24 protein-coding genes, 1 other RNA gene and 2 pseudogenes are annotated in these 26640 nt (G+C 57.1%); 17 read left to right on the top strand and 10 right to left on the bottom strand.

Annotated elements, in window-relative coordinates:
* Window positions 1-75: 75 nt before the first annotated feature.
* Both IDH44_RS12615 and IDH44_RS12620 read right to left on the bottom strand, forming a co-directional pair.
* A complete protein-coding gene (locus IDH44_RS12615) occupies window positions 76-273 on the bottom strand; it encodes a hypothetical protein (protein WP_317890172.1) in 198 nt (65 codons plus the stop codon).
* A 133-nt stretch (window positions 274-406) separates the two neighbouring features.
* A complete protein-coding gene (locus tag IDH44_RS12620; protein WP_397326769.1) occupies window positions 407-1234 on the bottom strand; it encodes a YitT family protein in 828 nt (275 codons plus the stop codon).
* Between the two features lie 139 nt (window positions 1235-1373).
* Between IDH44_RS12620 and IDH44_RS12625 the strand changes: the two genes are divergently transcribed.
* A complete protein-coding gene (locus IDH44_RS12625; protein WP_190918143.1) occupies window positions 1374-2942 on the top strand; it encodes a DEAD/DEAH box helicase in 1569 nt (522 codons plus the stop codon).
* 118 nt (window positions 2943-3060) lie between these two features.
* Here IDH44_RS12625 and IDH44_RS12630 read toward each other — a convergent pair whose 3' ends face one another.
* Window positions 3061-3156: a dihydroorotate dehydrogenase gene (locus IDH44_RS12630; protein WP_190918144.1), complete on the bottom strand. Its 96-nt coding sequence runs from the start codon at window positions 3154-3156 to the stop codon at window positions 3061-3063.
* Between the two features lie 156 nt (window positions 3157-3312).
* Between IDH44_RS12630 and IDH44_RS12635 the strand changes: the two genes are divergently transcribed.
* The 3 genes and pseudogenes from IDH44_RS12635 to IDH44_RS27385 form a co-directional block, all read left to right on the top strand.
* Window positions 3313-4149 carry a YesL family protein gene (locus IDH44_RS12635; RefSeq protein WP_190918146.1) on the top strand — a complete coding sequence of 279 codons (837 nt, stop codon included), beginning with the start codon at window positions 3313-3315 and terminating at the stop codon, window positions 4147-4149.
* Window positions 4150-4196: 47 nt separating this feature from the next.
* Window positions 4197-4381, top strand: a non-coding RNA gene (gene ssrS / locus IDH44_RS12640) — 6S RNA.
* Between the two features lie 239 nt (window positions 4382-4620).
* A pseudogene (locus IDH44_RS27385) lies at window positions 4621-4818 on the top strand (DUF1499 domain-containing protein); the annotation flags it as partial.
* A 29-nt stretch (window positions 4819-4847) separates the two neighbouring features.
* On the opposite strand, the pseudogene IDH44_RS27390 reads toward IDH44_RS27385, so the two are convergent.
* Window positions 4848-4886 (bottom strand): annotated as a pseudogene (locus IDH44_RS27390) (hypothetical protein).
* Window positions 4887-5082: 196 nt separating this feature from the next.
* A complete protein-coding gene (gene tpx / locus IDH44_RS12650) occupies window positions 5083-5601 on the bottom strand; it encodes a thiol peroxidase (RefSeq protein ID WP_190918149.1) in 519 nt (172 codons plus the stop codon).
* Between the two features lie 120 nt (window positions 5602-5721).
* On the opposite strand from tpx, the gene IDH44_RS12655 reads away from it, so the two are divergent.
* Both IDH44_RS12655 and IDH44_RS12660 read left to right on the top strand, forming a co-directional pair.
* Window positions 5722-6321: a rhomboid family intramembrane serine protease gene (locus IDH44_RS12655; protein ID WP_190918151.1), complete on the top strand. Its 600-nt coding sequence runs from the start codon at window positions 5722-5724 to the stop codon at window positions 6319-6321.
* A 42-nt stretch (window positions 6322-6363) separates the two neighbouring features.
* The gene (locus IDH44_RS12660; RefSeq protein ID WP_190918152.1) at window positions 6364-7260 is read left to right on the top strand and encodes a LysR family transcriptional regulator; all 897 of its coding nucleotides are present in this window, start codon (window positions 6364-6366) and stop codon (window positions 7258-7260) included.
* A 103-nt stretch (window positions 7261-7363) separates the two neighbouring features.
* Here the strand turns inward: IDH44_RS12660 and IDH44_RS12665 are convergent, their stop codons facing one another.
* Together IDH44_RS12665 and IDH44_RS12670 are read right to left on the bottom strand one after the other, a co-directional pair.
* Complete coding sequence (locus IDH44_RS12665) at window positions 7364-8047, bottom strand: zinc metallopeptidase (RefSeq protein ID WP_190918154.1); 684 nt, start codon at window positions 8045-8047, stop codon at window positions 7364-7366.
* 39 nt (window positions 8048-8086) lie between these two features.
* A complete protein-coding gene (locus IDH44_RS12670) occupies window positions 8087-8521 on the bottom strand; it encodes a MerR family transcriptional regulator (protein ID WP_223869622.1) in 435 nt (144 codons plus the stop codon).
* 415 nt (window positions 8522-8936) lie between these two features.
* Here IDH44_RS12670 and IDH44_RS12675 point away from each other — a divergent pair, with 415 nt between their 5' ends.
* From IDH44_RS12675 to IDH44_RS12685, 3 genes are read left to right on the top strand one after another with little or no spacing between them, the layout of a single operon-like run.
* Complete coding sequence (locus IDH44_RS12675) at window positions 8937-10298, top strand: ammonium transporter (protein WP_317890173.1); 1362 nt, start codon at window positions 8937-8939, stop codon at window positions 10296-10298.
* A gap of 31 nt (window positions 10299-10329) precedes the next feature.
* Window positions 10330-11403, top strand: a complete 1074-nt coding sequence (locus tag IDH44_RS12680; RefSeq protein WP_190918159.1) for a DUF294 nucleotidyltransferase-like domain-containing protein — start codon at window positions 10330-10332, stop codon at window positions 11401-11403.
* A gap of 23 nt (window positions 11404-11426) precedes the next feature.
* Window positions 11427-12164 carry an exonuclease domain-containing protein gene (locus tag IDH44_RS12685; RefSeq protein WP_190918161.1) on the top strand — a complete coding sequence of 246 codons (738 nt, stop codon included), beginning with the start codon at window positions 11427-11429 and terminating at the stop codon, window positions 12162-12164.
* Window positions 12165-12189: 25 nt separating this feature from the next.
* On the opposite strand, the gene IDH44_RS12690 is transcribed toward IDH44_RS12685, so the two are convergent.
* Window positions 12190-12651 carry a Mov34/MPN/PAD-1 family protein gene (locus IDH44_RS12690; RefSeq protein WP_190918163.1) on the bottom strand — a complete coding sequence of 154 codons (462 nt, stop codon included), beginning with the start codon at window positions 12649-12651 and terminating at the stop codon, window positions 12190-12192.
* Window positions 12652-12715: 64 nt separating this feature from the next.
* Window positions 12716-14023: an MFS transporter gene (locus tag IDH44_RS12695; protein WP_397326771.1), complete on the bottom strand. Its 1308-nt coding sequence runs from the start codon at window positions 14021-14023 to the stop codon at window positions 12716-12718.
* Between the two features lie 161 nt (window positions 14024-14184).
* Between IDH44_RS12695 and IDH44_RS12700 the strand changes: the two genes are divergently transcribed.
* A complete protein-coding gene (locus IDH44_RS12700) occupies window positions 14185-14733 on the top strand; it encodes a TlpA family protein disulfide reductase (RefSeq protein WP_190918166.1) in 549 nt (182 codons plus the stop codon).
* Between the two features lie 76 nt (window positions 14734-14809).
* On the opposite strand, the gene cimA is transcribed toward IDH44_RS12700, so the two are convergent.
* Window positions 14810-16423, bottom strand: coding sequence for a citramalate synthase (gene cimA / locus IDH44_RS12705; RefSeq protein ID WP_190918168.1), 1614 nt, complete (start codon window positions 16421-16423; stop codon window positions 14810-14812).
* A 201-nt stretch (window positions 16424-16624) separates the two neighbouring features.
* On the opposite strand from cimA, the gene IDH44_RS12710 reads away from it, so the two are divergent.
* From IDH44_RS12710 to IDH44_RS12740, 7 genes are all read left to right on the top strand, one after another.
* Entirely contained in the window at window positions 16625-17911 is a 1287-nt protein-coding gene (locus tag IDH44_RS12710) for a DNA polymerase IV (RefSeq protein ID WP_190918170.1), read from the top strand.
* A gap of 51 nt (window positions 17912-17962) precedes the next feature.
* Complete coding sequence (locus IDH44_RS12715; protein ID WP_190918172.1) at window positions 17963-18205, top strand: ferredoxin; 243 nt, start codon at window positions 17963-17965, stop codon at window positions 18203-18205.
* A gap of 142 nt (window positions 18206-18347) precedes the next feature.
* Entirely contained in the window at window positions 18348-20192 is a 1845-nt protein-coding gene (locus IDH44_RS12720) for an adenylate/guanylate cyclase domain-containing protein (RefSeq protein WP_190918173.1), read from the top strand.
* Between the two features lie 26 nt (window positions 20193-20218).
* On the top strand, window positions 20219-22063 hold the full coding sequence (locus tag IDH44_RS12725; protein ID WP_190918175.1) for a FecR family protein: 1845 nt from the start codon (window positions 20219-20221) through the stop codon (window positions 22061-22063).
* Window positions 22064-22089: 26 nt separating this feature from the next.
* Window positions 22090-23664 carry a stalk domain-containing protein gene (locus IDH44_RS12730; RefSeq protein WP_190918177.1) on the top strand — a complete coding sequence of 525 codons (1575 nt, stop codon included), beginning with the start codon at window positions 22090-22092 and terminating at the stop codon, window positions 23662-23664.
* Between the two features lie 125 nt (window positions 23665-23789).
* Window positions 23790-25226, top strand: coding sequence for a L,D-transpeptidase (locus IDH44_RS12735; RefSeq protein ID WP_190918178.1), 1437 nt, complete (start codon window positions 23790-23792; stop codon window positions 25224-25226).
* Between the two features lie 303 nt (window positions 25227-25529).
* Window positions 25530-26636 carry a quinone-dependent dihydroorotate dehydrogenase gene (locus IDH44_RS12740; protein ID WP_190918179.1) on the top strand — a complete coding sequence of 369 codons (1107 nt, stop codon included), beginning with the start codon at window positions 25530-25532 and terminating at the stop codon, window positions 26634-26636.
* Window positions 26637-26640 lie beyond the last annotated feature (4 nt).

Genomic DNA, 26640 nt, shown 5'->3' on the forward strand with positions numbered 1-26640 from the left:
AAATTCGACAAAAAAGATGCAAATTTCCGAAAAAAATCGGGAACGCGTACATCCGTTCCCGATTTCGGTTAAGCTTTAATGAAGCATGACTTGCTTTTGAAGCTCGTAAATACTTTGGTGAACAATTTCAACCGCATCCTCCGGATGCAGCTCCGCTAACCCGTCCCGCAACACGATGCTCAGCTGCAGCTCTTGCTCGGTCAAAAACGGCACCATCTCCGGTACAAGCTCCTCGACGATCCGCGATAACGATACAGTTTGCATATCCATCATGTATCACCCTTTCCTCATCTGAAATCAGAAAGCAGGGTAAACGCATGGTCATGAAAGCTGAAAATATCGGGGATACCTATAGTATAACAGGGAAAACAAAAAAAACCTAGATCGAAGCGGCCCAATTTATGGGTCAAAGATGGGTCTGTCTGAAGCCTCCCACAACGCCGACAGTCTCCACAATATTGATAAACGCGTGCGGGTCCAGGGTGAGTACGGACTTGCGCAGCTCGGCCAACTCATAGCGTGTCGTCACGGTCATCAGCATATCCTGCTCCGCTGAGCTATAGGCGCCTTTTGTGCGAATGACGGTAACGCCGCGCGGTCGCTCCAGCAGCTTTTGACGCATGCTCTCGGGGTGACAGGTTACGATGAAGACCGTGACCTTGATATGACGGACATGGATGACATCGACGACCTTGCCCGCCGCGTAGATGGCCAGCATGGAATACAGGGCCGCGTCCCAGTCTTGAATGAGCAGACCCAGTGCGAGGATAATCGTACCATTCAAAACAAACACTAGCATGCCTACAGGCAAATCGCGCTTGCGCGTCACAATCGACGCAATGATGTCGAAGCCGCCCGACGAGCCGCCCTGGCGCAGCGCCAGGCCGCTGCCGAAGCCGACAATGACGCCGCCGAATACCGCGCCGAGCAGCGGGTCGTGCGCAATCGCCCTGACGGGAAGCAGCTGCAGCCAGAGCGTCGCAGCTGCAACCGACAGCATGCTCCACATGACAAAGCGTCTGCCGACAGAAAAATAGCCCCACAATAAAATCGGGAAATTCGCGGCGAAATAGAGCCATCCGATATCTCCGCCGGTCAGATAGCCGACGATCATCGAGACGCTGGAGACGCCCCCACTCAGCAATCCGTGCGGAATAAGCAGCATATTGAATCCGAAGGCAACAAACATTGCGCCGATAATCATCGTCAGTGCGGTTGCACAATTTCGCAGGATGGGCAAAAAACAACCCTCCTTTTTTCGTTATTATCTTTCCAGTATGGGTAAAACCGGTCTGCTGGTATTCACCATGGATGATGTGTTATAATGAATAGGATATTTTTGAGGCTTTAGAAAAGAAGGAGTTTGAATACGTTTGAAAACATTCACAGAATTCGGCTTGGAGCCGAAGGTTTTGCAAGCAATCACGGAATTGGGCTTTGAAGAGTCGACGCCCATTCAAGACAAATCGATTCCAATCGCGCTCACGGGCAGCGATCTCATTGGGCAAGCGCAGACCGGCACCGGTAAAACTGCTGCATTCGGCATCCCGCTGATCTCCAAAATTCCGCTTAGCGAGGATCGAATTGTCGCCCTCATTATGACCCCGACCCGCGAGCTGGCGATCCAGGTCGCAGAGGAAATCGGCAAATTGTCGCGCTACAAAGGCACCCGCTCGTTGCCGATCTACGGCGGCCAGGATATCGGGCGCCAGATTCGGGCGCTGAAGAAGCGGCCGCAAATCATTATCGGCACGCCCGGACGTCTGCTTGACCACATTAACCGCAAGACCATTCGCTTGGACGACGTGCAGACGGTCGTCTTGGACGAAGCGGATGAGATGCTCGACATGGGCTTCATGGAGGACATTACGAGCATCCTGAGTCTCGTTCCGGAGGAACGCCAGACTATGCTGTTCTCGGCGACCATGCCTCCTAACATCCAACGTCTGGCACAGCGTTTCTTGAAGGAGCCGCAGCACGTCTCCGTCATTCCCAAAAATATCACCGCACCGCTGATCGAGCAGGCCTATATTGAAGTGCACGAGCGTCAAAAGTTCGAGGCGCTCAGCCGGCTGCTCGATATGGAATCCCCGGATCTGGCCATAGTCTTCGGACGTACGAAGCGCCGGGTCGACGAACTCAGTGAAGCCTTGCAAAAACGCGGATATTCGGCGGACGGCCTGCATGGCGACCTTTCGCAGAATCAGCGCGATAACGTCATGCGCAAGTTCCGCGACGGCAGCATAGACGTGCTGGTGGCAACCGACGTCGCCGCGCGCGGCTTGGACGTGTCGGGCGTCTCCCACGTCATCAACTTCGACCTGCCGCAGGACCCGGAGAGCTATGTCCACCGGATCGGCCGTACCGGTCGCGCCGGCAAGGAAGGGGCCGCATGGTCCTTTGTTACGCCGAGGGAGACCGACCACCTGCATTTCATCGAGAAGGTCACCCGTCAACGCATCGCCAAAAAACCGCTGCCTAGCATGGCGGAGGCGATCGAGGGCAAGCAACGCATGACGGCGGAGCGTCTGCTGGAGATTGTGCAATCCGAGGATTTCAACGAATACAAGGCCAGCTCCATTCAATTGCTGGAGCGCTACGATTCGGTGCATCTGCTGGCAGCGGCAATGAAGCTCTTGACCGGCGAGAAGAAGGACGTCAGTATTGAACTGACCCCCGAAGATCCGATTCGTGCAAAAAAGCGCAGACCGGATATCCGGTCCAGCGGGCGCCGTTTTTCCGGCGGTCCTTTCGGCGGCGGCAATCGCAGCGGCAGCGGCAAGCCGCGCGGACGCGATTCCTATCGCGGCGGCGGTAGCGGCAGCAGTCGTGGCGGACGCGATTCCTATCGCGGCGGACGGGATTCGTACCGAGGCGGAGACAATCGCAGCAGCGACAATCGCGGCGATTCCCGTCGGCGCAATGACGACTATGTAAATTGATTTCGTAACCGGGGGAGCCCAGGGCCGAGCACCGTGTGCCGGTGCCCGGATGCCTGTGGCTCCGTTTTTCAAATAATCGTGCCGCAACATCAGCGAGCGTCCTCGCCGTTTCGCCTTGTTACACGCAGAGCGAGCAGCTGATAATGACCAACAAAATAAACAGAACCAGAATTGCACCAGTAGACGTGAAGCCGCCGTATCCTGCATTGCTCATGCAAAACCCTCCTCGTTTGGCTTGGTTGTGTGTGAACAGTACATCGTATGCCGCTGGGTGCAAGCCGCTTAGACCGTTGCCCAGGCTGCGAAAAATAGGCGGTTAAGACAATAATCCGAACGGTTTTGATAACGTTTCCGCACGGGGGGATCGAGAATGGAAATGAGAGGCCTCATGGGGGGCTTTTACAAAATCTCGGAGTGGATCATGCGCTTGTCCGTAACAAATTTGCTATGGATCATTTGCTCCATTCCGTTTGTTTTCGTGTTGGGAGTGGCCTTGCTGGCCTCGACCGACGAGAACCAGTTGCTATCGAGTCTGATTCTGGCGGCAATTCTTGCACCTTTCACTTTTTTTCCTGCAACCGCCGCGCTTTATACGGTCGTGCGCAAGTGGGTGATGGGCGAGGTAGACGCGCCGCTGCTGCGCACGTTTTTTCGCGGCTACAAGGAAAACTACCTGCAAAGCATGCTCGGCGGATTGCTTTACACGGCTCTGATCGTCATTATGTTTGTCGATTACCGGGTTTACCTGGACGAGCTCAATTCCTTCCAAATCCTCTCGTACGTGTTTATCGGGTTAATCATCTTGCTTTTTGTCTCAATGTTCAACTACTTCTCCATGATGGTGCATTATCACATGAAGACACTTCAATTGTTGAAAAATGCGATTCTCATTACGATCGGCAAGCCGTTTCGGTCACTGTCGACGGTCATTGTGAGCGGGGCCATCGTTTATTTCAGCTTCCAGTTTACGTTCTTGATTCCGTTTTTTATGGGCAGCATGATTGCGCTGTTTTCGTTTTACAACTTTCACCTGATCTACCTCAAGCTCAAAGAGCAGCAGGAGCGGCTGGCCGCCGAACAGGATGAAGAAGAGCAAGACGACGAGGACAAGCGCTTGAACGAGTTGGAGGAACGCTCGGACGAGCCACGCAAGCTGCCGGGCGAGGAGCCAAGGCGCGAGGATGAACGGCCGAACGAGCGCGGCTGAGTACGGGGCGAGTTTACTTTTTGCGGTAAACCGACTATAATATCAAGTGTATCCTGCGATGTTTGTTACGGCTTTCCGTTGTTTTGAACCAATGGCTGTTTCACGGGAGTTCTAGATTGAGACGCTGCTGTCATGCCCCCGAAAAGGGACTTCAAATATGCGTTTTTGCGGACACCCACCTGCGAGAGCGGGTTCAGAAACAATCAGGTCGGACGGCATTCGCGGGTTCCCATACTCCTTGTGACGGTTTTTCCGCTGCGTTGGGAAGACCGTTCATTTTATGCGACGGATTGAAAATTTTTGAAGAACGCTTTCATAAAAATGCAAGGCGAAGGCGGGCAATTGTTTTTACATAGATATTGGAGGGGGAGATGGTCGTTGCTAAAGCGGACGCTGATCGGACTGCTGCGCAGCTTCGAGCAGACAGGTGACAAGGCGAAGGATCCGATGTTGAAATCGCATTTTTACAAAATGTCGAAGGAAAAAGCATGGGTGGAAGTGGTCTCCACGCTAAAAAAAATGCAAGGCTACAAGGTGCTCCATGAGGTGGAATCGGTCGGAGAAATCGTAGTGGAAAAACGGACGGTCACGGGACGGACCATGGACATTACAGTCTCGCTGATCGGTGTCAACCCGCTCACAACGGCTGTCGATATTTATTCCGCTTCGCGCGGCTCTCTTGGCGACCTGGGGTCCAATTATCGCGTTATTCTTGACATCTACCGCACGCTTGACAAGCGATTGTCCGCTTACAAGGTGAGCAGCGCATAGCACGCAAAAAAGCGAGGAAGGAAGTCCTTCACTCGCTTTATTTGCGCAAAAATTAGCGCCAAGGCGAAACGGCGAGGCCGTCCTTTAAGCCCGAGTCCGTTTCGTTCCGAGAAAATTAGATAAGTGTAGGCGAAATCATATACTTTCTATATTTTTAAGGCGTTAAGCAAGCGCCCGAACAGCCGTCAACGCTTTTTCATAGTCCGGATGCTCGGTCATCTCACCCAATACTTCAACATATTGAATCGTATCATTCGCATCAATGACGAAAATCGCGCGCATGTCCAGCTTCAATTCTTGAATCAGAACGCCGTATGCTTTGCCGAAGTGATTGTCCTTGTAATCCGACAACATCACGATCTTATCCACGCCAGCCGCACCGCACCAGCGGGATTGAGCGAAGGGCAGGTCGGCGCTCACGGTTAGGACCACCACGCCATCACCCAGAGAAGCGGCCTCTTCGTTGAAGCGACGCGTCTGAGCGTCACATACGCCCGTATCGATTGAGGGGACGACGCTGACCAGCTTGACCTTGCCGGCATAATCCTTGAGCGAAGCGACGTCCACCAACGATTTATTCAATTGAAAATCAGGGGCCTTGTCCCCTTTTTTCAATTCCGGTCCTACCAATGTGATCGGGTTGCCTTTCAGCGTTGCCACGCCAGTACGTTCTTGCGTCATAATATGCTTCCTCCTCGTATAGATGTAATTGCTGCCAGCACCATTATAAGCCTATTAAAACCTGAATGTCCAATTCATATGAACATGAAGAGAGCAAACTACACGGACGGAGGAAGACGCATGATTTTTATTCGCTATGAGAGCTTCCAAGCTTATCTCAAGCTTTACCCGATTACATCTGCGATTCTCGGATTGAACCTGCTGCTGTTTATTCTGTCGCAAATCGTAGGCCTTCCTTTGCTGGAGTTTGGCGCATTTATCCAGATGCCTGCCGATCCCTATGGTTTGATTGAGCCTTGGCGATATGTGACGTCGCAATTTTTGCATTTGAGCTGGCAGCATATTCTGTTCAATTGCTTTTCCATCCTTGTGTTTGCTCCGCCCTTGGAGCGGCTGCTCGGATCGCTTCGGTACCTGGTGTTCTATCTGCTATGCGGAATCGTAGGCAATCTGTTCAGCGCGTTGTGGGGACCGGCGTGGCTCGTGTCTGCCGGGGCATCGGGCGCCATCTATGGGGTATTCGGCGCCTATCTCAATCTGGCTTTGATCCGCAAGGATATGCTGGATGCGGCATCTCGAAAAACCGTCTACACGATTTTGATTCTGGGCATCGTCTTTTCGTTTATGACGGTCACGCGCGTGAACATCCTTGCGCATGTAGGCGGTCTTGCGGCCGGCTTTGCGCTGTACGCGCCGTTTGCAGCGCGTGTGCGGCGATAGAGGCGGCTCTAAGGGGACCCCGGGCAGGGAGGTTTAGACAGGATGGAACTTCGTCAGCTGCACTACTTTCTCAAGGTAGCCAAAAAAGAGCATGTCACAAAAGCGGCAGCAGAACTTCATGTCGCGCAATCGGCCATCAGCCGGCAGATCCATCAGTTGGAGCAGGAGCTCGGAGTGGAGCTGTTCGGTCAAAAAGGCCGCAATCTTCAGCTCACGCCAGTAGGCCGGCTGTTTGCAAAGCGCATTGAATCGGTGCTCACCGATTTGGAGCGGGCCGTCGTCGAGCTTCACGAATTTATCGATCCGGAGATGGGGGAGATTCGGCTTGGATTTCCCCATAGTCTGGGCGTTCAGATGGTACCGCAGATGATTTCGGATTTTCGGAAGCTTCACCCGAATGTGAAATTTAAATTCAAGCAGGGCACCTACCATTCCCTGATTGCCGATGTGGTCACAGGCGAGGTGGATCTGGCGTTGATCTCTCCCTGTCCCGAACGTCACGAGCTGATAAACGGTGATTTGCTGCTGACGGAGGAGCTTTATGCCGTACTGCCGCCCAATCACGAGCTGGCCGAGAGGCGCGCCATTGCATTGGCGGAGCTGAGCGAAGAGGCGTTTGTGCTGTTTGGCGAAGGCTATTCGCTGCGGCCGATCGTGTGGGAAGCATGCCGCAATGCCGGCTTTACCCCCAAGGTCAGCTTTGAAAGCGAAGAGACGGAGACCATCCGCGGCCTGGTGGCCGCAGGTATGGGCGTCAGTGTGCTGCCGGATATGGCGCTTCAGCACCTGAGCGGGCCGTTGCAGCCGGCCAAAGTACGAATCAGCAGTCCCGAGGTTACACGGACGATCGGACTGATTCAAAAAAAATCGCAAGCCTTATCGCTTGTGTCCAAAGTGTTCCATCATTTCTTGGTAGATTATTTTCCGGCCGACAGATGACAGGAGTGCTTGCCTCGTTCAGGGGCGGCATGCATAATGTACTCCGGAAAATGCGGCCGTAAAAAACCACGAGGCCTTCGATGGCCTCGTGGTTTTTTTGAGCTTATTCTCGGCTGGAGGTGAAAATCATGATGTACTTCAGCAGCTCCAGCAGCGAGATCAGAGCGGCGGCGACATAGGTAAGCGCGGCGGCGTTGAGCACCTTGGCGACCCCGCGTTCCTCCTCGCCGGTGATGAAGCCCTCGGAAACCATCAGATCGCGCGCGCGGCTGCTGGCATTGAACTCGACCGGCAGGGTAACGAGCTGAAAGGCGACCACTGCGGAGAAGAAGATAATGCCGAGTCCAATCAGGTTCATCGATTGAAACAGGAAGCCTGCGATAAGCAAAAACGGCGCTATGCCGGAGGTCAGGTTCACGACCGGGAACATCCGGTGCCGCAGCACAAGCATCGGATAGTGCGCGCTATGCTGGATGGCATGGCCGACCTCATGACAGGCGACCGAGACGGCCGAGATCGAATTCTCGTAGTAGACAGGCTCCGACAGGCGTACAACCCGGTTCATCGGATCGTAATGGTCGGAGAGTCGGCCTGGGACCGGTTCGATTGGCACGTCCTGCAGGCCGTTGCGATCCAGCATGCGACGAGCTGCCTCGTAGCCGGTCAGCCCGCTCATCGTCCGCACTTCCGCCCATTTATTGAAGGTGCCTTTGACTCGGAACTGAGCCCATACGGAGATGATGAACGCGATGATGATCAAAAAATCCATCGGGTGAAAGAAAAGCATCGTTTGTTCGCCTCCACTTGGAATAATTCAAAAGTTGGATTACAGAAATGGACCTTTGCCGAGCAGCAGCATCAGCGCTTCAATGCAAGCCGCGGTCTGCGGCATCAGCTTGTTGACGACGCGTTTGGCTTGCTGCGGCTTGAGTTGCTCGATCACCGGCTCAAGCTCTTGCACCTCGCGCTGCAATTGCTCCAGGTGGAGCTGCAAGTCGGTCAGCTTTTTCGACACCTGCTCTTCTGACGTTACTTTGCTCCAGACGTCCAAGGTCGCTTTAATTTCGTCCAGCGAATATTTCTCTCGCTTCAATTGTTCAATACGCTTCAGTCGCGTCAAGGTTTCGTCATTATAGAGGCGATAATTTTTCGCCGAGCGCCGGCACGGCTCGAGCAGTCCGATCGAGGTGTAAAAATCGATCGTTCGAGGGCTGACATCAGCCAGCTTGGCTAGCTGACCGATTCGATACGTAGCCTGCATATCCCCATCTTCATCACCTTCCTCGCCTGTACAATTCATTCTAATCTTATGATACCCAAACTAGAACCATACAGTCAAACGTTACAGTTTTATAGAGGAAACAGTTGTGAAAATTGTATGACATCAGAAATGGTAATGCGCTTTCATCGGTATTCGGGGGTCGAGCGGCCAATAGTGCATTCTTCCTGGTCGGGTGTAATTTACGAAAGATTCGAACAATTTTAACCACTTTTATCGTCCAAACCGTAAAAAAACTTAACATTTGATCCTCGGGATGAGGCGAACGTTAGAGTTTCGAGCAACTTTTTTTGTAAAAATTCAAAAAGGTTATTGTCAAACCGAGTAGTTCTGACTATAATGGCATTAAGTCTTTCCTCATATGTTAGAAAACATCACAATCAAGGGAGTGGTCGTAGTGGTCAAAAAAGTCAGTTTAACTCTAGGTGCGTTGTTGTTGCTTTTCCCAACAATGGCGTTAGCGGCACCGTCTACTGAAATGCTTGATATTGGTCTTAACTCACTTTGGGTTATGCTGGCGGCAGTTCTCGTCATTCTAATGCAAGGCGGCTTTATTCTTCTCGAAGCGGGTTCGACCCGGATGAAAAATGCTGGTCACGTAGCGGGCAAAACAATCTTTACCTTCGGCCTTGGTTCGCTGATTTATTGGGCGATTGGTTACGGATTCGCATTTGGCGGTGATGGCAATCTGTTCATCGGCCTCGGCGACTTCTTCTACAATCCGCCTGTTCTGTACGAAGGCGAAGCTGGTGGACTGTCCAGCCCGATCTTCTTCGTCTTCCAACTGGCGTTCGCAACGATCTCGCTCACGATCGCATTTGGCGGATTCGCGGAGCGCGCCAAGCTGTCGTCGTACATGATCTTCACGGTCGTCTACATCGGCATCATCTACCCGATCGTCGCGCACTGGATCTGGGGCGGCGGCTGGCTGGCTGAGGACGGCGCACAAGACTTCGCAGGCTCGACTGTTGTTCACTTGTCCGGTGCGATCGCTGCAATGGCGGCGACGATCCTGCTGAAACCACGGATCGGCAAGTTTAACAAGGACGGCTCTGCCAATGACATCGCCGGTCACAACCAAGTTTATACGGCGCTTGCTGTACTGTTGCTGTGGGTTGGTTGGTTCGGTTTTAATGCAGGCAGCACCGTCGCTGTTGGGGATGGATTCTTCGGTTATGTTGCTTTCAATACCCAACTGGCAGCCGGTGCCGGTGCGGTTGCGGCGCTGCTGATTACTTGGATGGTGCTTGGCAAAGCAGACATCGTCACGATGCTCAACGGCGCACTCGCCGGTCTGGTCGCAATTACTGCGTCCTGTGCTTTCGTAGAACCTTGGGCGGCTGTCGTTATCGGTTTGATCGCCGGCGTACTGGTATTCGGAAGCCAGAAGTTTTTCGAAAAAATGAAGGTCGACGATCCGATCTTCGCCTTGTCGGTGCACGGTGCGGCTGGCATCTGGGGTACACTCGCCAATGGTTTCTTTGCAACTCCTGAGCTGGCTGAGACGGCCGGTGTAGGCAAAGCAGGTCTGTTCTACGGCGGTGGCGCTGGTCAGCTGTGGGTGCAATTCGAAAGTGTCGTCGTCTGCGGCGCATTCGTGTTCGTCGCATCGTTCATCGTACTGGCAATTATCAAAGCCGTCATTGGCTTCCGCGTGACGGAAGAGCAAGAAATCATCGGTCTTGACCTGAGTGAGCATGGCACGTACGGCTACCCGGAGCAAATGAAAAAAGCTGCTCAGCAAAACCTGAATTCCTGATTAAGCTTGACATGAGGGGAGAGAGCGCGGAATGAATGATCCGCATTACGTGCGCCTCTTGATGGATATCGGCTCCGCCGAGCATACGAGCGTACTGCGCACCCTGCGTGATCAGATTCACGAGCGGATGGAAGCGATGCTTCCCTCCCTCCCTGTCGAACAGTTCTACAAACAATTGAACGAGGCGCATGACGCGCTGGTAAGGCGCGTCATTCGTCTGGCGGAAGCAGAGACGGCACGGTTGGGGATGGGTTCTCCCCCCGTGCCGTATGCTTATTTGCTGTTCGGTAGCGGTGGGCGGAAGGAGCAGACCCTGTCAAGCGATCAGGATAGCGGAATCGTCTATGAGGATCCGGTGCCGGGGGCAGATCGGGCAGCGATCGAACAGTATTACCAATTCCTGTCGGGGATGGTGGTTGAAAAGCTGCAGGAGGTCGGCTACCCGCCTTGTGAAGGGAACGTGCTGAGCTCGAATCCGCAATGGTGCATGGCGATCGGTAATTGGCAAAACCAGATGGACGGCTGGCTGGAAGACCCCGAATTCGAGGTGGTGCGCTATCTGCTCATTATCGCGGACGGGCGGGTCGTCGCGGGGGACGAGCGCTTGCTCGAGAGGATCAAGACACGATTCATGTCCGATCTGCTCAACAAGCCGCTGATCGCGAGACGCATGCTGGAAAATACAATGCGGCACAAGGTGCTGCTCGGCGTTTTCGGTCAATTGCTCAAGGAGCAATACGGCGAAGAGAGCGGGAGCGTGGATATCAAGTACGGGGCCTATATTCCGATGGTCAACGCCATTCGGCTGCTGGCCTTGCAAAATGCCATCTCGGAAACCTCGACGCTGGAACGCATTGAAGCTTTGTATGAGCGCAAGGCAATCGGGGGCAGCGAAAGGGCCGTATATCGGGATACATTCCGACTCTTTCTCCAGTTTCGTCTGATGACGATGGAACTGATGGAGGACGGCATGTACACGAGCAACGGCAAGCTGGCTGGACGGAAGCTGACCAAAGAGACAAAGGAGCAATTGAAAGGCGGACTAAGAATAGGGCGCAAGCTGCAAAAGCATGTAGAGAAGCAGACGTTGCGCAAGTTCAGGTAATGCAAGTCGGAGGCGAATCGAGAATGAAACAGCAAAAAGGCGTTGGCCGAATGTGGAACTTGTACAAGATGGGCGGCATTACGCCGGCGATTGCATCGATGATGGGGGCTCAGAATGCGCAGCAAATGGCCTTTATCCGCTCGATGAACAAAGAGCTCCGCAAATCGTCGGTTTTGGACCAGCCGTTGCGCGAGCTGGAGATGGTCGTATTTGATTTGGAGACGACGGGGTTCTATCCGTATAATGGAGACGAAATTTTGTCGGTTGGCGGCATCGTCGTCCGCGGCGAGGAGCCGATCGACGAGAAGCGCACCTTCTATAGCTTGGTCAATCCCCGAAGGAAGGTTCCCAAACATATTACGACGCTGACCGGCATTACCAACGAAATGGCCGAAAATGCGCCTGACTTGATGCAGGTGCTGCATGATTTTTTGGGATTTGTGGAAAAGCGCATCCTGATTGCGCACGGCAGCGGGCACGACAAGCAATTCCTCAATGCCGCGCTCTGGCGAACCTCCAAAGTCAATCTGTCGCACCGCGTGCTCGACACGATGATGGTGTGCAAATGGCTGGAGCCCAAGCGCCCGGGCTACGGTCTGGACGAGTTGCTGGAGAGCTGCGCCATCCCCGTCACCGAACGCCATCATGCCCTGCACGACGCCATCATGACCGCCAAGCTGTGGCAAAACTACCTTCGCCGAATTCTTGCCCGCAACATTACGACCTTGAGCGATCTCTACGCTTATCTCAGCAAGCACTAAAAGGCAGTCGGGCGGCGGTGTCTCTTCACCGTGCAACCGCGAACGGGATCGGCTCGAATGCGTTCGGACCGCGACGATAGACACGGGCCTCAGGCGCCTCGTCTGCCGAGGGACCGATGATCCAGCAGGTTAAGCTGCCGGCTTCCGGCCAGCCGAGCCAGTCGGCCGTGGAGGGGCGCGGCGCTGCGAGCGGATGCGAATGGTACAGGCCGACCAACTGCCAGCCTTGGCTCCGGATCGCATACGTCTGTCGGATCCAGTCTTCAGGCGCAAATCGAAAGGCCGTCTGCGGCGTACGGCTGCAATTGCGGACAGGCAGCGCCCGGTCGATCAGACCGGGCGCTTCGCCATGACTGCCGCTTGCCGCCAGTAGGCCGCAGGCTTCGTAAGGAAGCGCGGCGCGGCACTGCTCCAGCATGTCTGCATAAGCCGTTGCTGCAATGCGAACGGGTTCAAGTGCGGCGTTCCATTCGTTGGCGTGACGCATCGTTCTCCTCGTTTCCAGTATGGGATGTCATCCATTATAGCGTACCCGCTATTTTGTGCCTACCCTACTGCGGACGCTGCGCGGCGGGCTCGCCTTGCCCGGCCTGCCCGCCCTGAGCGGAAGGACGCACCAGCCAGAATGTAAAGCCAAGCGTGAGGAGCGCGAGGACGGCGACAGAGGCGAACAACAAACGTTCGGAGCGGCCGGACAACCAGCCGAAAATCGGCGGACCGAAGGCGACGCCGAAAAAACGCAGGCTGCTATACAATGATGTAATCATGCCCCGGTGTTGACGATCGACCGAGCCGGTAATGATGGTGTTCAGGCAGGGGAGCAGCAGTCCTGTCCCGATACTGGACAACGTCAGCAGCACGATCAGCCATGCCATCTGGTTGACGAGCAAGATCGCAGCAGCAAGCGTGATTACGATCATTAGCAGCCCGATATTCATGAAGGCCCGCGAAAGCGAGGCCTTCTTTTTGAGAATGCGGCCGGTTGTCAGTGAGCTGACGACCAGACCGAGCAGCGGAATAGCCAGCATGCCGCCTTTGGCGACTCCCTCTATGCCATAGGGCGGTTTTTCAAGCAAGTCGGACAAATAAAACAAAACGCCGAACAAGATGAACAGCGCAAGCGCGCCGGAAAAAAAGGCCGGCACGAGCCAGCGCCCCTTCTCCCGGAAAATATGGCCGATTTGGCTCACATATGCGCCTGCGGCAGGCGGCTTTTGCTTTGCCTTGGGCTCGTCAATCATCCAGAGCACCGCAATAAATGAAAGCGCGCAAAATGCGGGAAAGGCAAAAAACGGCGCATACCAGACGATGAGCGCAAACAGGGAGCCCAGAATCGGGCTCACCACCTTGCCAAAGCCGTTCGAGGCTTCGATGAGTCCCAGAGCTTCGCTTTCATTACCGTCGCGGTAGAGGTCGCCGACCAGGGCCATGGCAATCGGCGCCGTGCCGGCTGCGCCCAAGCCTTGAACGGCTCTGGCGGCGATGATCAGCCCGTACGAGCCCCAAAGCGCCCCGAACCCCGCCACGATCCCGGCCAGCCCATACACAGCCAGCGAGGGCAGAATGATCGCCTTTCGTGTGAAGCGGTCCGACAAATAGCCCGCAAACGGTATGAAAAGTCCGGCCATAACCGAAAATAACGTAATGATCAAACTGGATTGAAAGCGGCTGATCGCCAGCCGGCCTTCCATGTCGGGCAATATCGGCACCAGCATGGAATTGCCCAGCACGAGAACCATTGGCACGGTAGCGAGGGCAATGTAGGTTTTCCATTTCGCTGCTCCGTTCCCTTGATTGCTTGGTTTGGGGGCAGGCTGCGAGGAGGCATTCATTCGGTGATCGACCAATTTCCAGGGCATTCTGCTTTTGGTTTGCTGCATGCTCACATTCACCGTCCGTTCCATTAGGAGTACTATGCATCGGTTAATGTACCCGCTAAGGGAGGCTTCCATTCCGGAGGCGAATGCGGCAGAGCAGGCCGAGTCGGAGCCTGGATCTCATCAAGGAAGGGGAACTGCGAATGATTACGCCAAAAATCGCCAGGGCGCTCGTGCTGTCACTGCTCGCGGCGCTTGCACTGAGCGGGACGGCGGCGCAAGCCGCACCGGCGGTCAAGCCCAAGCCGGGCTACGCCGCGCCTGCCTTGCACTTGCAAGGCATGAACGAATTGGATTATGAGACGGGCGGGCAATCGGACAAGCTGGTGCTGCTTAATTTTTGGGCCTCGTGGTGCGGTCCTTGCGGGATGGAGGCGCCGATGCTGCAGGCGCTGCATCGCGAGCTGCCCGACACGGTCGCCATGTACGGCATCAATGCGACCGCCTACGACAGCGAACGCCACGCCCGGGAATTCGTGGAGCATTACGGCCTGACCTTTCCGATCCTGATGGATCGCAACGGAAAGGCAACCGAGCTGTACAAGGTATCGCAATTTCCAACAACGCTCTTGATCGATCGGAAGGGCGTGGTACGGGAGCGCGTCATAGGGGTGATCGATAAAGAAGATTGGATGGCGCGCATCCAAAAATGGAATCAGGCGGGTAAAGCGGAACGAGCGGAGAATTCATAAAAAAGAACCGGACCGCACGGTGCGGTCCGGTTCTTTTTGACGTTCGGCGGTCATGCTTCTGCACGGCCGACAAACGTCAATGGTTGATCAGTCCGAGCTGACGGCGCTGGCCTTCCGCAGTCTGCTCCACCTTGGCGATATGGAGCAGTGCGTAGCGGATGCTGTCCACCAGCGCTTCCCAGCTGGCTTCGATAATGTTGCTGGAGACGCCGACAGTGCTCCACGTGTTGTCAAAATCGGTCGATTCAATCAGCACGCGCACTTTGGCTGCGGTCGCATCGTTCTCGTCAATCACCCGCACCTTGTAGTCGGACAGGTGGATGTCCATGATGCCGGGGTAAAACTGCACGAGCGCCTTGCGCAGCGCATTGTCGAGGGCGTTGACCGGACCGTTGCCCTCGGCGGCCGTGTATACGGTCTGCCCGTCGACGTTGATTTTGACGATCGCTTCCGATACAAGCTGATCGGCATTGCGTTCGACCAGCATTTTGAACGATTCCAGCTTGAAAATGGACTTGGTCTCGCCGAATGCCTCGCGCAGCAGCAGCTCCAGCGAAGCATCCGCGCCTTCGAACTGATAGCCTTGATGCTCCAGCTCCTTGATCTTGTTCATGATGCTTCTGGTCTTGTCGTTGTTGGCGTTGATGTCCAGGCCGAGCTGCTGCGCCTTGGAGATAATGTTGCTCTGACCGGCAAGCTCGGATACAAGGATGCGCTGCTTGTTGCCGACAAGCTCCGGTACGATGTGCTCGTAGGTTTTGGCATCCTTCATGATCGCCGAGACGTGAATGCCGCCCTTATGGGCAAAGGCCGCATTGCCGACGAACGGCTGGCCGGTCGGCATATGGACATTGGCAATCTCGCTGACATAGCGCGCCGTATTCGTAAGCTGGGCAAGCTGATCATCCGTTACGCACGGGTAATTCATCTTGATCTGAAGGTTGGGCAGGATGGAACAAAGATTTGCATTGCCGCAGCGTTCGCCGTAGCCGTTGATCGTGCCCTGGACTTGCGTTGCGCCGGCGCCGACGGCCGCCAGCGTATTGGCGACAGCCAGCTCGCAGTCGTTGTGCGTATGAATGCCGATCGGCGCGCTGAGCTCGCGCCTCACCGCGCCCACGATGTCATGGATCTCGCCGGGCAGGGTGCCGCCGTTCGTATCGCACAGTACGATCCAGTCTGCGCCTGCGTCCTGCGCGCTGCGCAGCGCGGCCAGCGCATACTCGGGGTTATGCTTGTAGCCGTCGAAAAAATGCTCGGCATCGTAAATGGCTTCCATGTCGTGCCGCTTCAGGAACGCAATCGACTCGCCAATCATCGCAAGGTTCTCCTCCAGCGTGGTCTGGAGCGCGGTGTGTACGTGAAAATCCCAGGCTTTGCCTACAAGGGTAGCGGCAGGCACGCCGGATTCGACGATGCGCAGCAAGCTGGTGTCTTGTTCGACGGAGCTGTTCTTGCGGCGCGTACTGCCAAAGGCGGTAATTTTCGCGTTCAGCTGCAGCGTCTTGACACGATTAAAAAATTCGATGTCCTTGCTGTTGCTGCCGGGATTGCCTCCTTCAATATAATGAACGCCCAATGCGTCGAGCTTGCGGGCAATTTTGATTTTGTCCTCAGCGGACAGGCTGATGCCTTCGCTTTGCGTGCCGTCGCGAAGCGTAGTGTCAAAAATGGAAATTTGCTGCTTCATGTAAAACACGTCCTCCTTCAAATTCAGCCGATGCAAAGTCATACCTTACCATTATAGCACCGATTGGACGGAATGTAGAGAGACCTTGAAGGAATTGGCGAAAACCGGGCTTGTATGGGGACTATTCATGCGGCAATGCGGTTGACCGAACGGAGCGAAGCTTGTATGCTGGAAAAAAGCTGTTGAAAGGGCTGAAGCGCGATGTCGAATCCTCACTCCCGGTCGCCGGCAAAAGGACGAATTGTGCTGCATTTGGATATGAACGCCTTTTATTGCTCGGTACACGAGGCGGAGGAGCCGCAGCTGTATCGCGACCAGCCTACCGCAGTAGCCGGCAGCGTCGAACAGCGCAGAGGCATCATCGTGACGAGCTCGTATGCCGCACGCAAATTCGGGGTCCGGACCGGAATGACGGTACGCGAAGGCATGCAGAAGTGTCCGCGGCTGGTTTTGATCAAGCCCGATTTTGAGCTGTACCGTGCCTATTCGCGGCAATTCATGGAGATCGCCAGGCAGTATACGCCGCTTGTTGAACCGGTGTCGATCGACGAATGCTACCTGGACATCACCGGCTCCGGCGCCTTCGGCGAGCCGATGGAGATCGCTGAGCAGCTGCAACGGCGCATCCGGGAGGAGTGCGGACTGCCATGCTCGATCGGGGTCGCTCCGAACAAGCTGCTGGCCAAGATGGCTTCGGACATGCACAAGCCAAGCGGTCTGACGGTGCTGCGCAGGCGAGACGTGCCCCGGCTGTTGTGGCACAGGCCGTGTCAGGAGCTTTTTGGGATTGGCGGCAAAACCGCGGCGAAGCTGGAACGAATGAACATTCGTACCATCGGCGCGCTCGCGGTCGCCGAGGAGCGCACCTTGACCAGAGCCTTCGGCGTCAATGGCGCATGGCTTCGTCAGGCTGCCAACGGCATCGACCATTCTCCGGTGAGCGCAGCTCGCGAGCGCAGCAAATCAGTCGGTCATACGACGACGCTGCCGCGCGATCTGACTGCGCCCGAAGATATTGCGCGGGTGCTGCTCAATCTGGCTGACCAGACATGTCGCAGATTGCGTAGACAAGGGCTCGTGGCGGCCACAGTCGTGCTGACGATCCGCACGCCGGATATGAAGACGATCACGCGCTCGCATACGCTGAGCGCGCCGACCGACTCCAGTGCAGACGTCTATCACGAGGCGCAGCGCCTCTATGCGCGTCACTGGCCGGATCATCGTCCGGTGCGGCTGCTGGGCATCACATTGCAGAATGTCAGCGAGGCGGCCAAGGCGCCTATTCAGCTGGACCTGTTCGAATACGAGGAGGCGCCGCGCAAGCAAGCGCTGACCGAAGTCATGGACAGGCTGCGCGACAAGTATGGAGAGAGCGCCGTATTGACGGCGGGCATGCTCGGCGACGATCCGTCCACACTGATTCGGAATCGACGAATTCGCGGGACATCCTTGCAATTGGACGAGCATTTGTTATATATTGAAGAATGAAGAGAATTTATAACGAGATATAGTATCACATTATTGGAGGGAATGACAACCATGGCTAAGTATACTTGGGTAGAGAAGGATACATGCATCGCATGCGGCGCATGCGGCGCGACGGCTCCCGACATTTACGATTACGATGACGAGGGTCTGGCGGAAGTCATCTACGAAGAGGACGGCAACAAGGGCAACACCGAGATTTCCGAGGACCTGTACGACGACCTGCAGGACGCGAGCGACGGCTGCCCGACCGACTCGATCAAAATCGCCGACAGCCCTTTTAATATGGAAGGATAAATGAGACGCTGGTAGCGAGCCCCTTGGCATGAACATACGGCCAAGGGGCTTTTTGCGCTGGTTGCAATCTTTTCGTTGCCAGATCTTGAGAATGTGAACTAAAATAGTGGAAGACGAAGCGCAAGGGGGCAGATCAGCGGCAATGGCGAAACGAAAATGGGGCCGGAGAGCTATTTTAGCGCTTGCAATTATCGGATTTTGGTCGTTCCTCTCCAGCCTGGGCACGGGCGGTACCTTGAATGTTGTGGAGCTTGAGCTCAAAGACCTGGTTCGGGCCAAATCGGACGAGGAGCGCCGCCCCTTTCAGGAAATACAAATCATTCGGATCGACGACACGTCGCTCGAGCAGCTCGGCCAATTCCCATGGGACCGCAGCTTGCATGCGCAATTGCTGGAGATGCTGGCCGAGGCCGGCGCCAAGGCGATTTTTTTGGATCTCGTCTTTGCCGAGCCAAGCGATCCGGCGGCGGACGAGGCGTTGCGGGAGGTCATCGCGCGATACGACAATATTATTTTGCCGGCGGTCTTTAACTTCAAGCCGGTGCAACAGGCAGCCGGGGAGCTGGAGACCGAGTCTGTGAGCTATCCGACAGAGGCGATCGGCGTGCCGGACGAGCAGACCGCGCACATCAATGTCATGCCCGACAGCGACGGCACTGTGCGCATGCTGACTTTAGGAGTCTCAGACACAGACGGGACAATGGTGCCCGCCGCCAGTGTGAGACTAGCCAATTACATACTCGGCGATGAGCTGCAGATTCACTACAATGCTGACGCCGGCAGTTGGTACCGCGGCGAAGAAGTCATTCCTACGAACGGCCGCAGTCAAGTGAAGATCGATTTTTTTTCCGAGCCGCGTGAGGTAATGACGGCCGACACGGGGTATGAGTCGCAGGCATACTTCGATGTGCTGACCGGCAACATTCCGGCCGAGTACTATCAGGACGCTGTTGTGCTGATCGGGCCGTGGGCAGCGGGCATGCAGGACGAATATGTGACGCCGGCCAATCCCAATCTCAAAATGTACGGCGTGGAAATTCATTCCAATATGGTTCAATCGCTGGCGACCGGCGCGTTCTTTATTGATGCGCCGGAGGCGCTCAATTATGGACTGATTGCGCTGCTGACGCTCCTGCCGCTCATGCTGTTCGTTTCGGGCAGGGTCTCGGTCATCCTTTATTTCAGCCTGACAGCGGGCTATCTCTTGGCCTGGATCGCGGTGTATATGTGGTATTCCACTTTTTTGACCGTGAGCTACCCGCTATTGGCGCTGACCAGCGCATTCATTGCCTCGATCGTGGTGCAGGTGATCGACGAGCGCAAGGAACGCGGACGCGTCACGACGATATTCGGACGCTTCGTCCCGCGCAGCGTCGTCGACGAGCTGCTGGCCAGCGGCGAGGAAGTGAAGCTGGGCGGTCAGCGCAAGGATATTACCGTCATGTTCGTCGACATTCGAGGGTTCACGCCGATGTCCGAGCGCTTGCAGCCGGAAGAGGTCATCCAGGTACTGAATGCGTATCTGGATCTGTGCACGAAGGCGGTCTTTCGCTGGAACGGCACGCTGGACAAGTTCATCGGCGACGGCGTGATGGCCTTCTTCGGAGCGCCTGTCGACCTGCCGCAGCATCCCGAGATGGCCGTGCGCGCCGCTCTTGAGATGAAGCAACAGGCCGACGTGCTGGAACAGCAATGCGTCGAACAATTCGGCATCGGCGTCAAATTCGGCGTCGGCTTGCACTGCGGCCCCGCCGTCGTCGGCAACATCGGGTCGGAAGGCCTGCGACTCGACTATACCGCGATCGGCGATACCGTCAATCTGGCGGCGCGGCTGGAGTCCAACGCCATGCCGGGTCAGATTCTGATCAGCGCGCCCTTGCAAGCGCGGCTCGGCGATGCATTCGCGACCGAGGATATCGGAGAAATCAAAGTCAAGGGCAAGGAAATGCCGGTCCGCGTGTACGCAGTGACCGGTGCTGCACAATAAACGATCAGGAGAGGAGCAAGCGGGAGATGCGTATGCAAGGGAAGCGGATATGGAGTATATGCCTGATTGTCGCGCTGCTGGGCGGCGTATTGCCCTTCATCTCGGAAAAGCAAGCCGCAGCGGCGGTCAGCCGCGTGGCCGTCGTCAAGGAGCTGAAGGGGACGGTCCAGGTTAAAAAGTCGGGCGGCAGCAAGGCGTTCAAAGCCTTCGTCAATATGAGTCTGGGCGAGGGGGATGTCATTACGACCGCCAAAGGCGCAAGCGTCCGCCTGGAGCTGGCGAGCGCCAAGGCCGATCAAGACGAGGTGACCATCGGCGAGAACGCGCAAGTCGATTTCACCAAGTTGTCCGACGACAAGGGCACAAAGTCCAAAATGAAGGTGTGGGCCGGCTCGCTATGGGTCAAGGTGAAATCGATCTCCAATGCGAGCGATACGTTCGAGGTGGAAACGCCGACCTCGATCATGGGCGTGCGCGGCACGCAATTCATGATCAGCTACGATCCCGCCACAGGATATTCCAGTCTGTTTGCCGGGAGCGGGATTCTGACGACTGCCCCCAAGAGCGGCAAGGAAAGGGAGCAGCACAACGATCCCGTGATGGTCTATCCGGCGCAACAAATTTTGTTGCCGCCAAGCGAGGAAACGGACGAGGAGCCGCTTGTCTCCATCGTCGATCTGGAGGAGCTGATTCGCAGAGCTTCTCCGGGAATCATCGAGCAAATGCTGCGCAATGCTAACGAAATTGAAGCGGAAAACGAGGCGCTATTGAAGGAGCTGCTGCAAGGCGGCTCGAGCCTGGAGCAGATCACGTCCAAAATTCCGAATCTGGACGATTATAAAGGCAATCTCGATCAACTGCTCGCCAATATTGCCAAGGCGGCGCTCCAAGGCGACAAGCTCTCGAAAGCGCAGCTGGATCAACTGCTTGAGGAAATCAACGCTTCTCGTCCGCAAGCCAAAAAAATCGATCCCGAGCAGGCCGAGGCGTTCAAGCTGACCAAGGAGCAGCAGGCCGAGCGGGAGCGCGTGAAGAAAAAGCAGGAAGCTGCGGAGAAAAGCAAGCGCAGCAAGGAAGAGCAGCTCGCCGAGCAGATGAAATCGATCATCGACAAAATCAAGCAAAACAAAGAGCAGCAAAAAAAGCAGAATGAAGCGAAGCTGGAAGAGCGACAGAAACAAGCCGAGCAGCGCATGCTGGAGCAAATGACGCCGGCCGAGCGCGCTAAATTCGAGGCGGACAAGGAGCGTCTGGCGCGTGAAGCGAATGCCGCGCAACCGATGACGCCCGGAGGCAATACCGGCGGCGGCTCGAATCCCGACCCGGATCCGGAGCCGACGGCGTCCCCGACGGCGACGCTGACCACGACCGATCCGGTATGGGACATATCGGAGGAGGAGCAGTCTGTCCGGATTGCACTCGCGCTCACGGGAATGGACGATGCCTCGATCGCGGGCTTTCAGGCTAAGCTAAGCTTCGATCGCCAGTACGTAGCCTTTGACGAGACGGCATTTGTCTCCGATGCGCCGACCTATCGGAGCGGCTTCCCCGGATTTGTCGTCGAGCCCCAGGGAACAACCGTTGCGGGGGCCAACAGTACGGATCATTATCGCGTCGACGGCAAGGCGGGCACGATTTTTTACGCGGCGGTCAAGTACCAAGGCGGGTCCGTCGAGATCGCGGACGGTAAGGTAATCGCAGCGTTCCCGTTTGCGGCGCAGACGACCGGCATGACGGCCGGGGAGACGTACGAAGCTGCGTTTGTCCTGGAGGAGCTGATCGCGGTCGACGAGGCGGGCGAGCCGGTGGCGGAGGTCGAGCTGGCCGGACCGCTGGTCGTGACGCTGCGCTACATGCCGTCCACGTCTTGATCCTACCTTAATCTAAGGAGCATACCATGAAAAAAAGATGGCACATGTTAACGGCGGCCGCACTGACAGCGGCCTTGCTCATTCCGGCGGCGAGCGGAGCGGCTCAGGCGCCTTGGGAGCAAGACGCCCCCGACCTGGCGCTGTACGAAGTTCGCACGTACACCGGCAGCGGTGAAGCGGGATATGCAGAGGGAGACAGAGAAGACGCGGCCTTTCGGATGCCCGGCAGCCTGGCGCTCATGCCGGAGGGCGGACTGCTCGTGTCGGATACGGGCAATCAGCGTCTGCGCGTCGTCCGCGAGGCGCAGACGCGGCTGCTGGCGGGCGCGCACTATGCAATCGGAGATTCGGGACAATTGGCCGGCGCATTCGCCGACGGGACTGGTGCGGAAGCGTTTTTCAGCACGCCGACCGGTATCGCGCTGCGCGATGACGGCACAGTACTGGTGGCCGACGCCGACAATCATGCGATACGGGCCGTCGCGCCGGACGGCACTGTCCGTACTGTGGCGGGCGACGGGCTGATCGGCAATGAAGACGGCAAGACAGCAGAGGCGCGGTTCTATTATCCGACCGATGTCGCGATTGCGCCGGACGGCGCCATTTATGTCGCCGATACGCTGAATCACACGATTCGCCGAATATCCGACGGTCGTGTGACGACCATCGGACAGCACTCCGACAGGGTGACGCAGCTGGTACCGGGATACGCCGAGCCGATCGGCGATTATGCCGACGGCCCGCTGGAGCAGGCGCTGTTCAACGAGCCGAGCGGGCTCGCGCTGGATAGCAAGGGCAATCTCTATGTGAGCGACACCGGCAACCAGCGCATTCGCTATATCGATTTTGCGGCGGGCACGGTCTCGACGGTAGCGGGGACAGCGGGCGCGTACGAGGCCCTTTCACCCTACGCAGAGGGCGGATACGCCGACGGCCCGGCGGCGCAGGCGCGCTTCCAGGCGCCGCGCGGCATCGTTGCGCTCGAGGATGGCGCTCTCCTGATCGCAGACTCGGGCAATCACGCGATTCGCCTGCTGAGCGAGGGCGAGGTGCGTACGATTGCCGGGACGCCGGGCGATGCGGGCTCGGCGGACGGGGTCGCTTCGGCGGCTGGATTCGACCGTCCGGTCGACGTCGCGCTCGGACCGGACGGCGTCATCTATGTCGCCGATCTGGGGAACAATCGGATTCGCACGATCGCACCGTATGCTTATCCTGCCGCTCTGCAGCGCGAGGACGAGGTCCAGTTGCTCTATGGGGCCGACCGACTGGAGACCGATACCGCACCGGTCATTGCGAAGGGGACGACGTTCGTGCCGGTCCGCGTCATTGCCGAGCGCCTGGGATACACGGTCGAGTATCGCGATGGCGAGGCCGTCGTGACCAAGGGCGGTCGGACGTATACGCTGCGGCAAGGCTCGACGCGCGTCGCCATCGTCGATGCCTCGGGGATTGCTGCGCAAGCCGAATTGCTGGCCGCGCCGGTCATGCGCAACAATCGCATGCTGTTGCCGGTGCGCTTTTTCGCCGAAGAGGCCGGGCTTGACGTCCAGTGGCTGCCGGATGTGCGCGCCGTCCTGCTGCGCGATTCACTATTTTAAGCGAATCTAGGTCCACCAGGCACGACCAATGGCCCAAAACAGCCGTCCGATGCGAAATCGGACGGCTGTTTTGCCGATATACACCATATCCGATTGTTTTGCGAAAGGAGCCAAAGCGAAAAGGGATGAAGCCGCGCGAGGAAATCGTCCATTTGAAGCAATTCGTCAAAAATCATCCCGATAATAAAATGGCTTGGTATTTGCTCGGGAAGGAATACATGCTGCAGGGCAAGCATTCGAAGGCGAACTATTGCTTCCTGGAGGCCGGCGAGGTCTACGAAGCCTTCGAAAGCAAGCAGCATCCGATTCTGACGCAGCAGCGTCAAGCCATCGAGCAATGGGCCAGGCGTCGCAAGCGCGCGCTGCTGGCCAAGCGTGCGCTCCTGGCCCTGCTGATCCTGTTCGGCCTCACAGTCATCGCGCCGCGCGCAGAGAGCCCCGAGGAGCCGGTGGCGCAAGCGCCGTCCTCGGAAGCAGCCGAGGAACCGCCCGATGACGAGGGCGAAGGAGCGGCGACGGGGGACAAGGAGCCGGAGCAAGCCTTGGATGCTGCGCCTATTGTGGCGGAGGGCGAGCTGACGGTTTCCTTTGGCACAGGTCAGCCGGAGCAGGCCTTGGCCGCGAATCTGTCCGCTTTGCTCCGCGAGCCGTCGTGGGGCCGGGGGATGGCGGTGCTGCTGGCGGTCCGTCAGCCTTACCGGATCTGGAGCGACGAGATGCGGCCGTTGCTGGAGGCGAGCCGCGATGCCGCAGGCAGCGACGTCCAATTGACCATGCTCGATGCCGAGGCGTGCGTGTGCGCGCCAGAGGATAGCGCAGCCGCCTCGGAGCGACTCGCGGCCTGGGGAGCGGAGCAGGAGCAGCGCTGGGCGCTGGCCAGCGCCATACACCACTATGCCCGCCTGACGGACAGCTGGCCCGCCGGGGTCGAGGAGCTGGCCGGGCCATATCCGGACAATTATATGGCGGGCGATAGCGCTGCGATGCGCGAGATGTATGATGTCGTGCTGGAGACGATGCAGCGTCAGCATGCCGGCAGCGCGCCTGCAGGCGCGCTGCGTCCGCTCACAGCGTCGGAGACGGGGCCGCGCTATGGCAGCCTCGGCTTGCCGCAGCAGCCGCTGGAGATCGTCGTGGATACGGAGCAGTATGCGCTGCTCGTGCTGAGCGGCGATGTCGTCGTCCGCTCGTATCCGGTCGGTCTGGGCGGCGAACGGACGCCCGAGGGACAATTTCAGATCAGTGAGAAGGTCAAAAATCCGAACGGACGTTCAGACGGCGAGTTTGGCAGTCGGGGCATGACGCTGTCCGACACCGATTATGCGATCCATGGCACGAACGACCCGGCGAGCATCGGCAGGGACGACTCGCTTGGCTGCGTGCGGATGGCCCGGGCGGACATTGAAGAACTGTATGATCTGGTGCCCATCGGGACGAGCGTAACGATCCAGGCGGGCGGCGCGCCCGAAGGAAAAGGCGCAGCGCCGCCGTCAGGCGAATTTCGCCTGACGCCGCAGCAGGACGAGACGAATCCGGACAAGGTGTACCGGTGGCTGGATTAACCGAAAATCAAAAGCAAGGATACCGCGAGGACGACAACGATGAATGCGGACACGATCCAAAGCAAGGCTTTTCGATTGACTTCTTCCTTCGGCTTCTGTTTCAGAGCCGGAGGTCTTTTTCGGTTTGCGCTCATTTTTGCGAGACTCCTTTCAAGATCGGCATGGCCTTAGTCCAAGCTAATTGTAACCGTTCTCCATGGGCCTCGCAAGCGATTCTCGAAACAGGCGGAGGCGCTTTTCTTTTGACGCTAAAAAAGTTAAACTAATGGGTAGGGCATATGAGCCAGAACGGAGTGAATGGAATTGTTATATACTAAAATAGCCAAGCCGATCCTGTTCGGCATGGATCCCGAAAAAGCCCATCATCTGACCATTGACGGCATGCACAGGGCCGGACGTGCACCGGGAGGGGCTGCGTTGCTGCGTGCCTTGTGGGGCGTAGAGCAGCGGCCGGAGCTAACGATGGAGCTGATGGGGCTGCGGTTTCCCCAGCCGGTAGGACTGGCTGCCGGGCTGGACAAAAACGCCAAGGCCGTGGACGGCTTCTCCTCCATCGGCCTCGGATTCATGGAGGTCGGCACGGTCACGCCCAAAGGGCAGCCCGGCAATCCGCAGCCGCGCTTGTTCAGGCTGCCGGAGGATCGCGGGCTCATCAACCGCATGGGCTTCAACAACGACGGCACCGCAGCGATGAAGCAGCGTCTGGCCAAACGGCGCGTACGCACGATTCCGCTCGCCGTCAATATCGGCAAAAACAAAACGACGCCGAATGCGCAGGCGCACGAGGATTACCGTGCCTGCATTCGTGATTTGTACGCGGAGGGCGACTTCTTCGTCGTCAATATCAGCTCGCCCAATACGCCGGATCTGCGCGAGCTGCAGCACGGCGACGATCTGAGGCAGCTGCTTGCAGCCGTGCTCGAGGAGATGCGGGCGCAATCTCGTCAGCAGGGAGCCGATTCCGCGGTCAAGCCGATGCTGGTCAAGATTGCGCCGGATATGACCGAGGAGCAGCTCGCCTATACGGTCGATACGATTGTAGCGAGCGGCGCGTCCGGCATCATCGCGACTAATACGACGATTCGTCGCGAAGGGCTGCGTCACCGGCACGCGGCCGAGACTGGCGGGCTCAGCGGCGCCCCGCTGCGCGACCGGACGACCGAGATCGTCGGGCGTATTTATCGTCAGGTGGAGGGACAAGTGCCGATTATCGGTTCGGGCGGGATCTTCGATGCGGACGACGCCTATGCGAAGATTACCGCGGGCGCGAGCCTGGTCGAGATTTATACGGCATTGATTTACCGCGGTCCCGAGGTGCTGCGCGAGCTGCAGCAGGGACTGCTCGAGCGGCTGCGGCGGGATGGCTTCGGCCACCTGTCCGAAGCTGTCGGCGCCGATCATCGGCGCTAGCGCC

Origin of the sequence: Paenibacillus sabuli, from assembly GCF_014705605.1 — a bacterium.
Lineage (GTDB): Bacteria > Bacillota > Bacilli > Paenibacillales > Paenibacillaceae > Paenibacillus_D > Paenibacillus_D sabuli.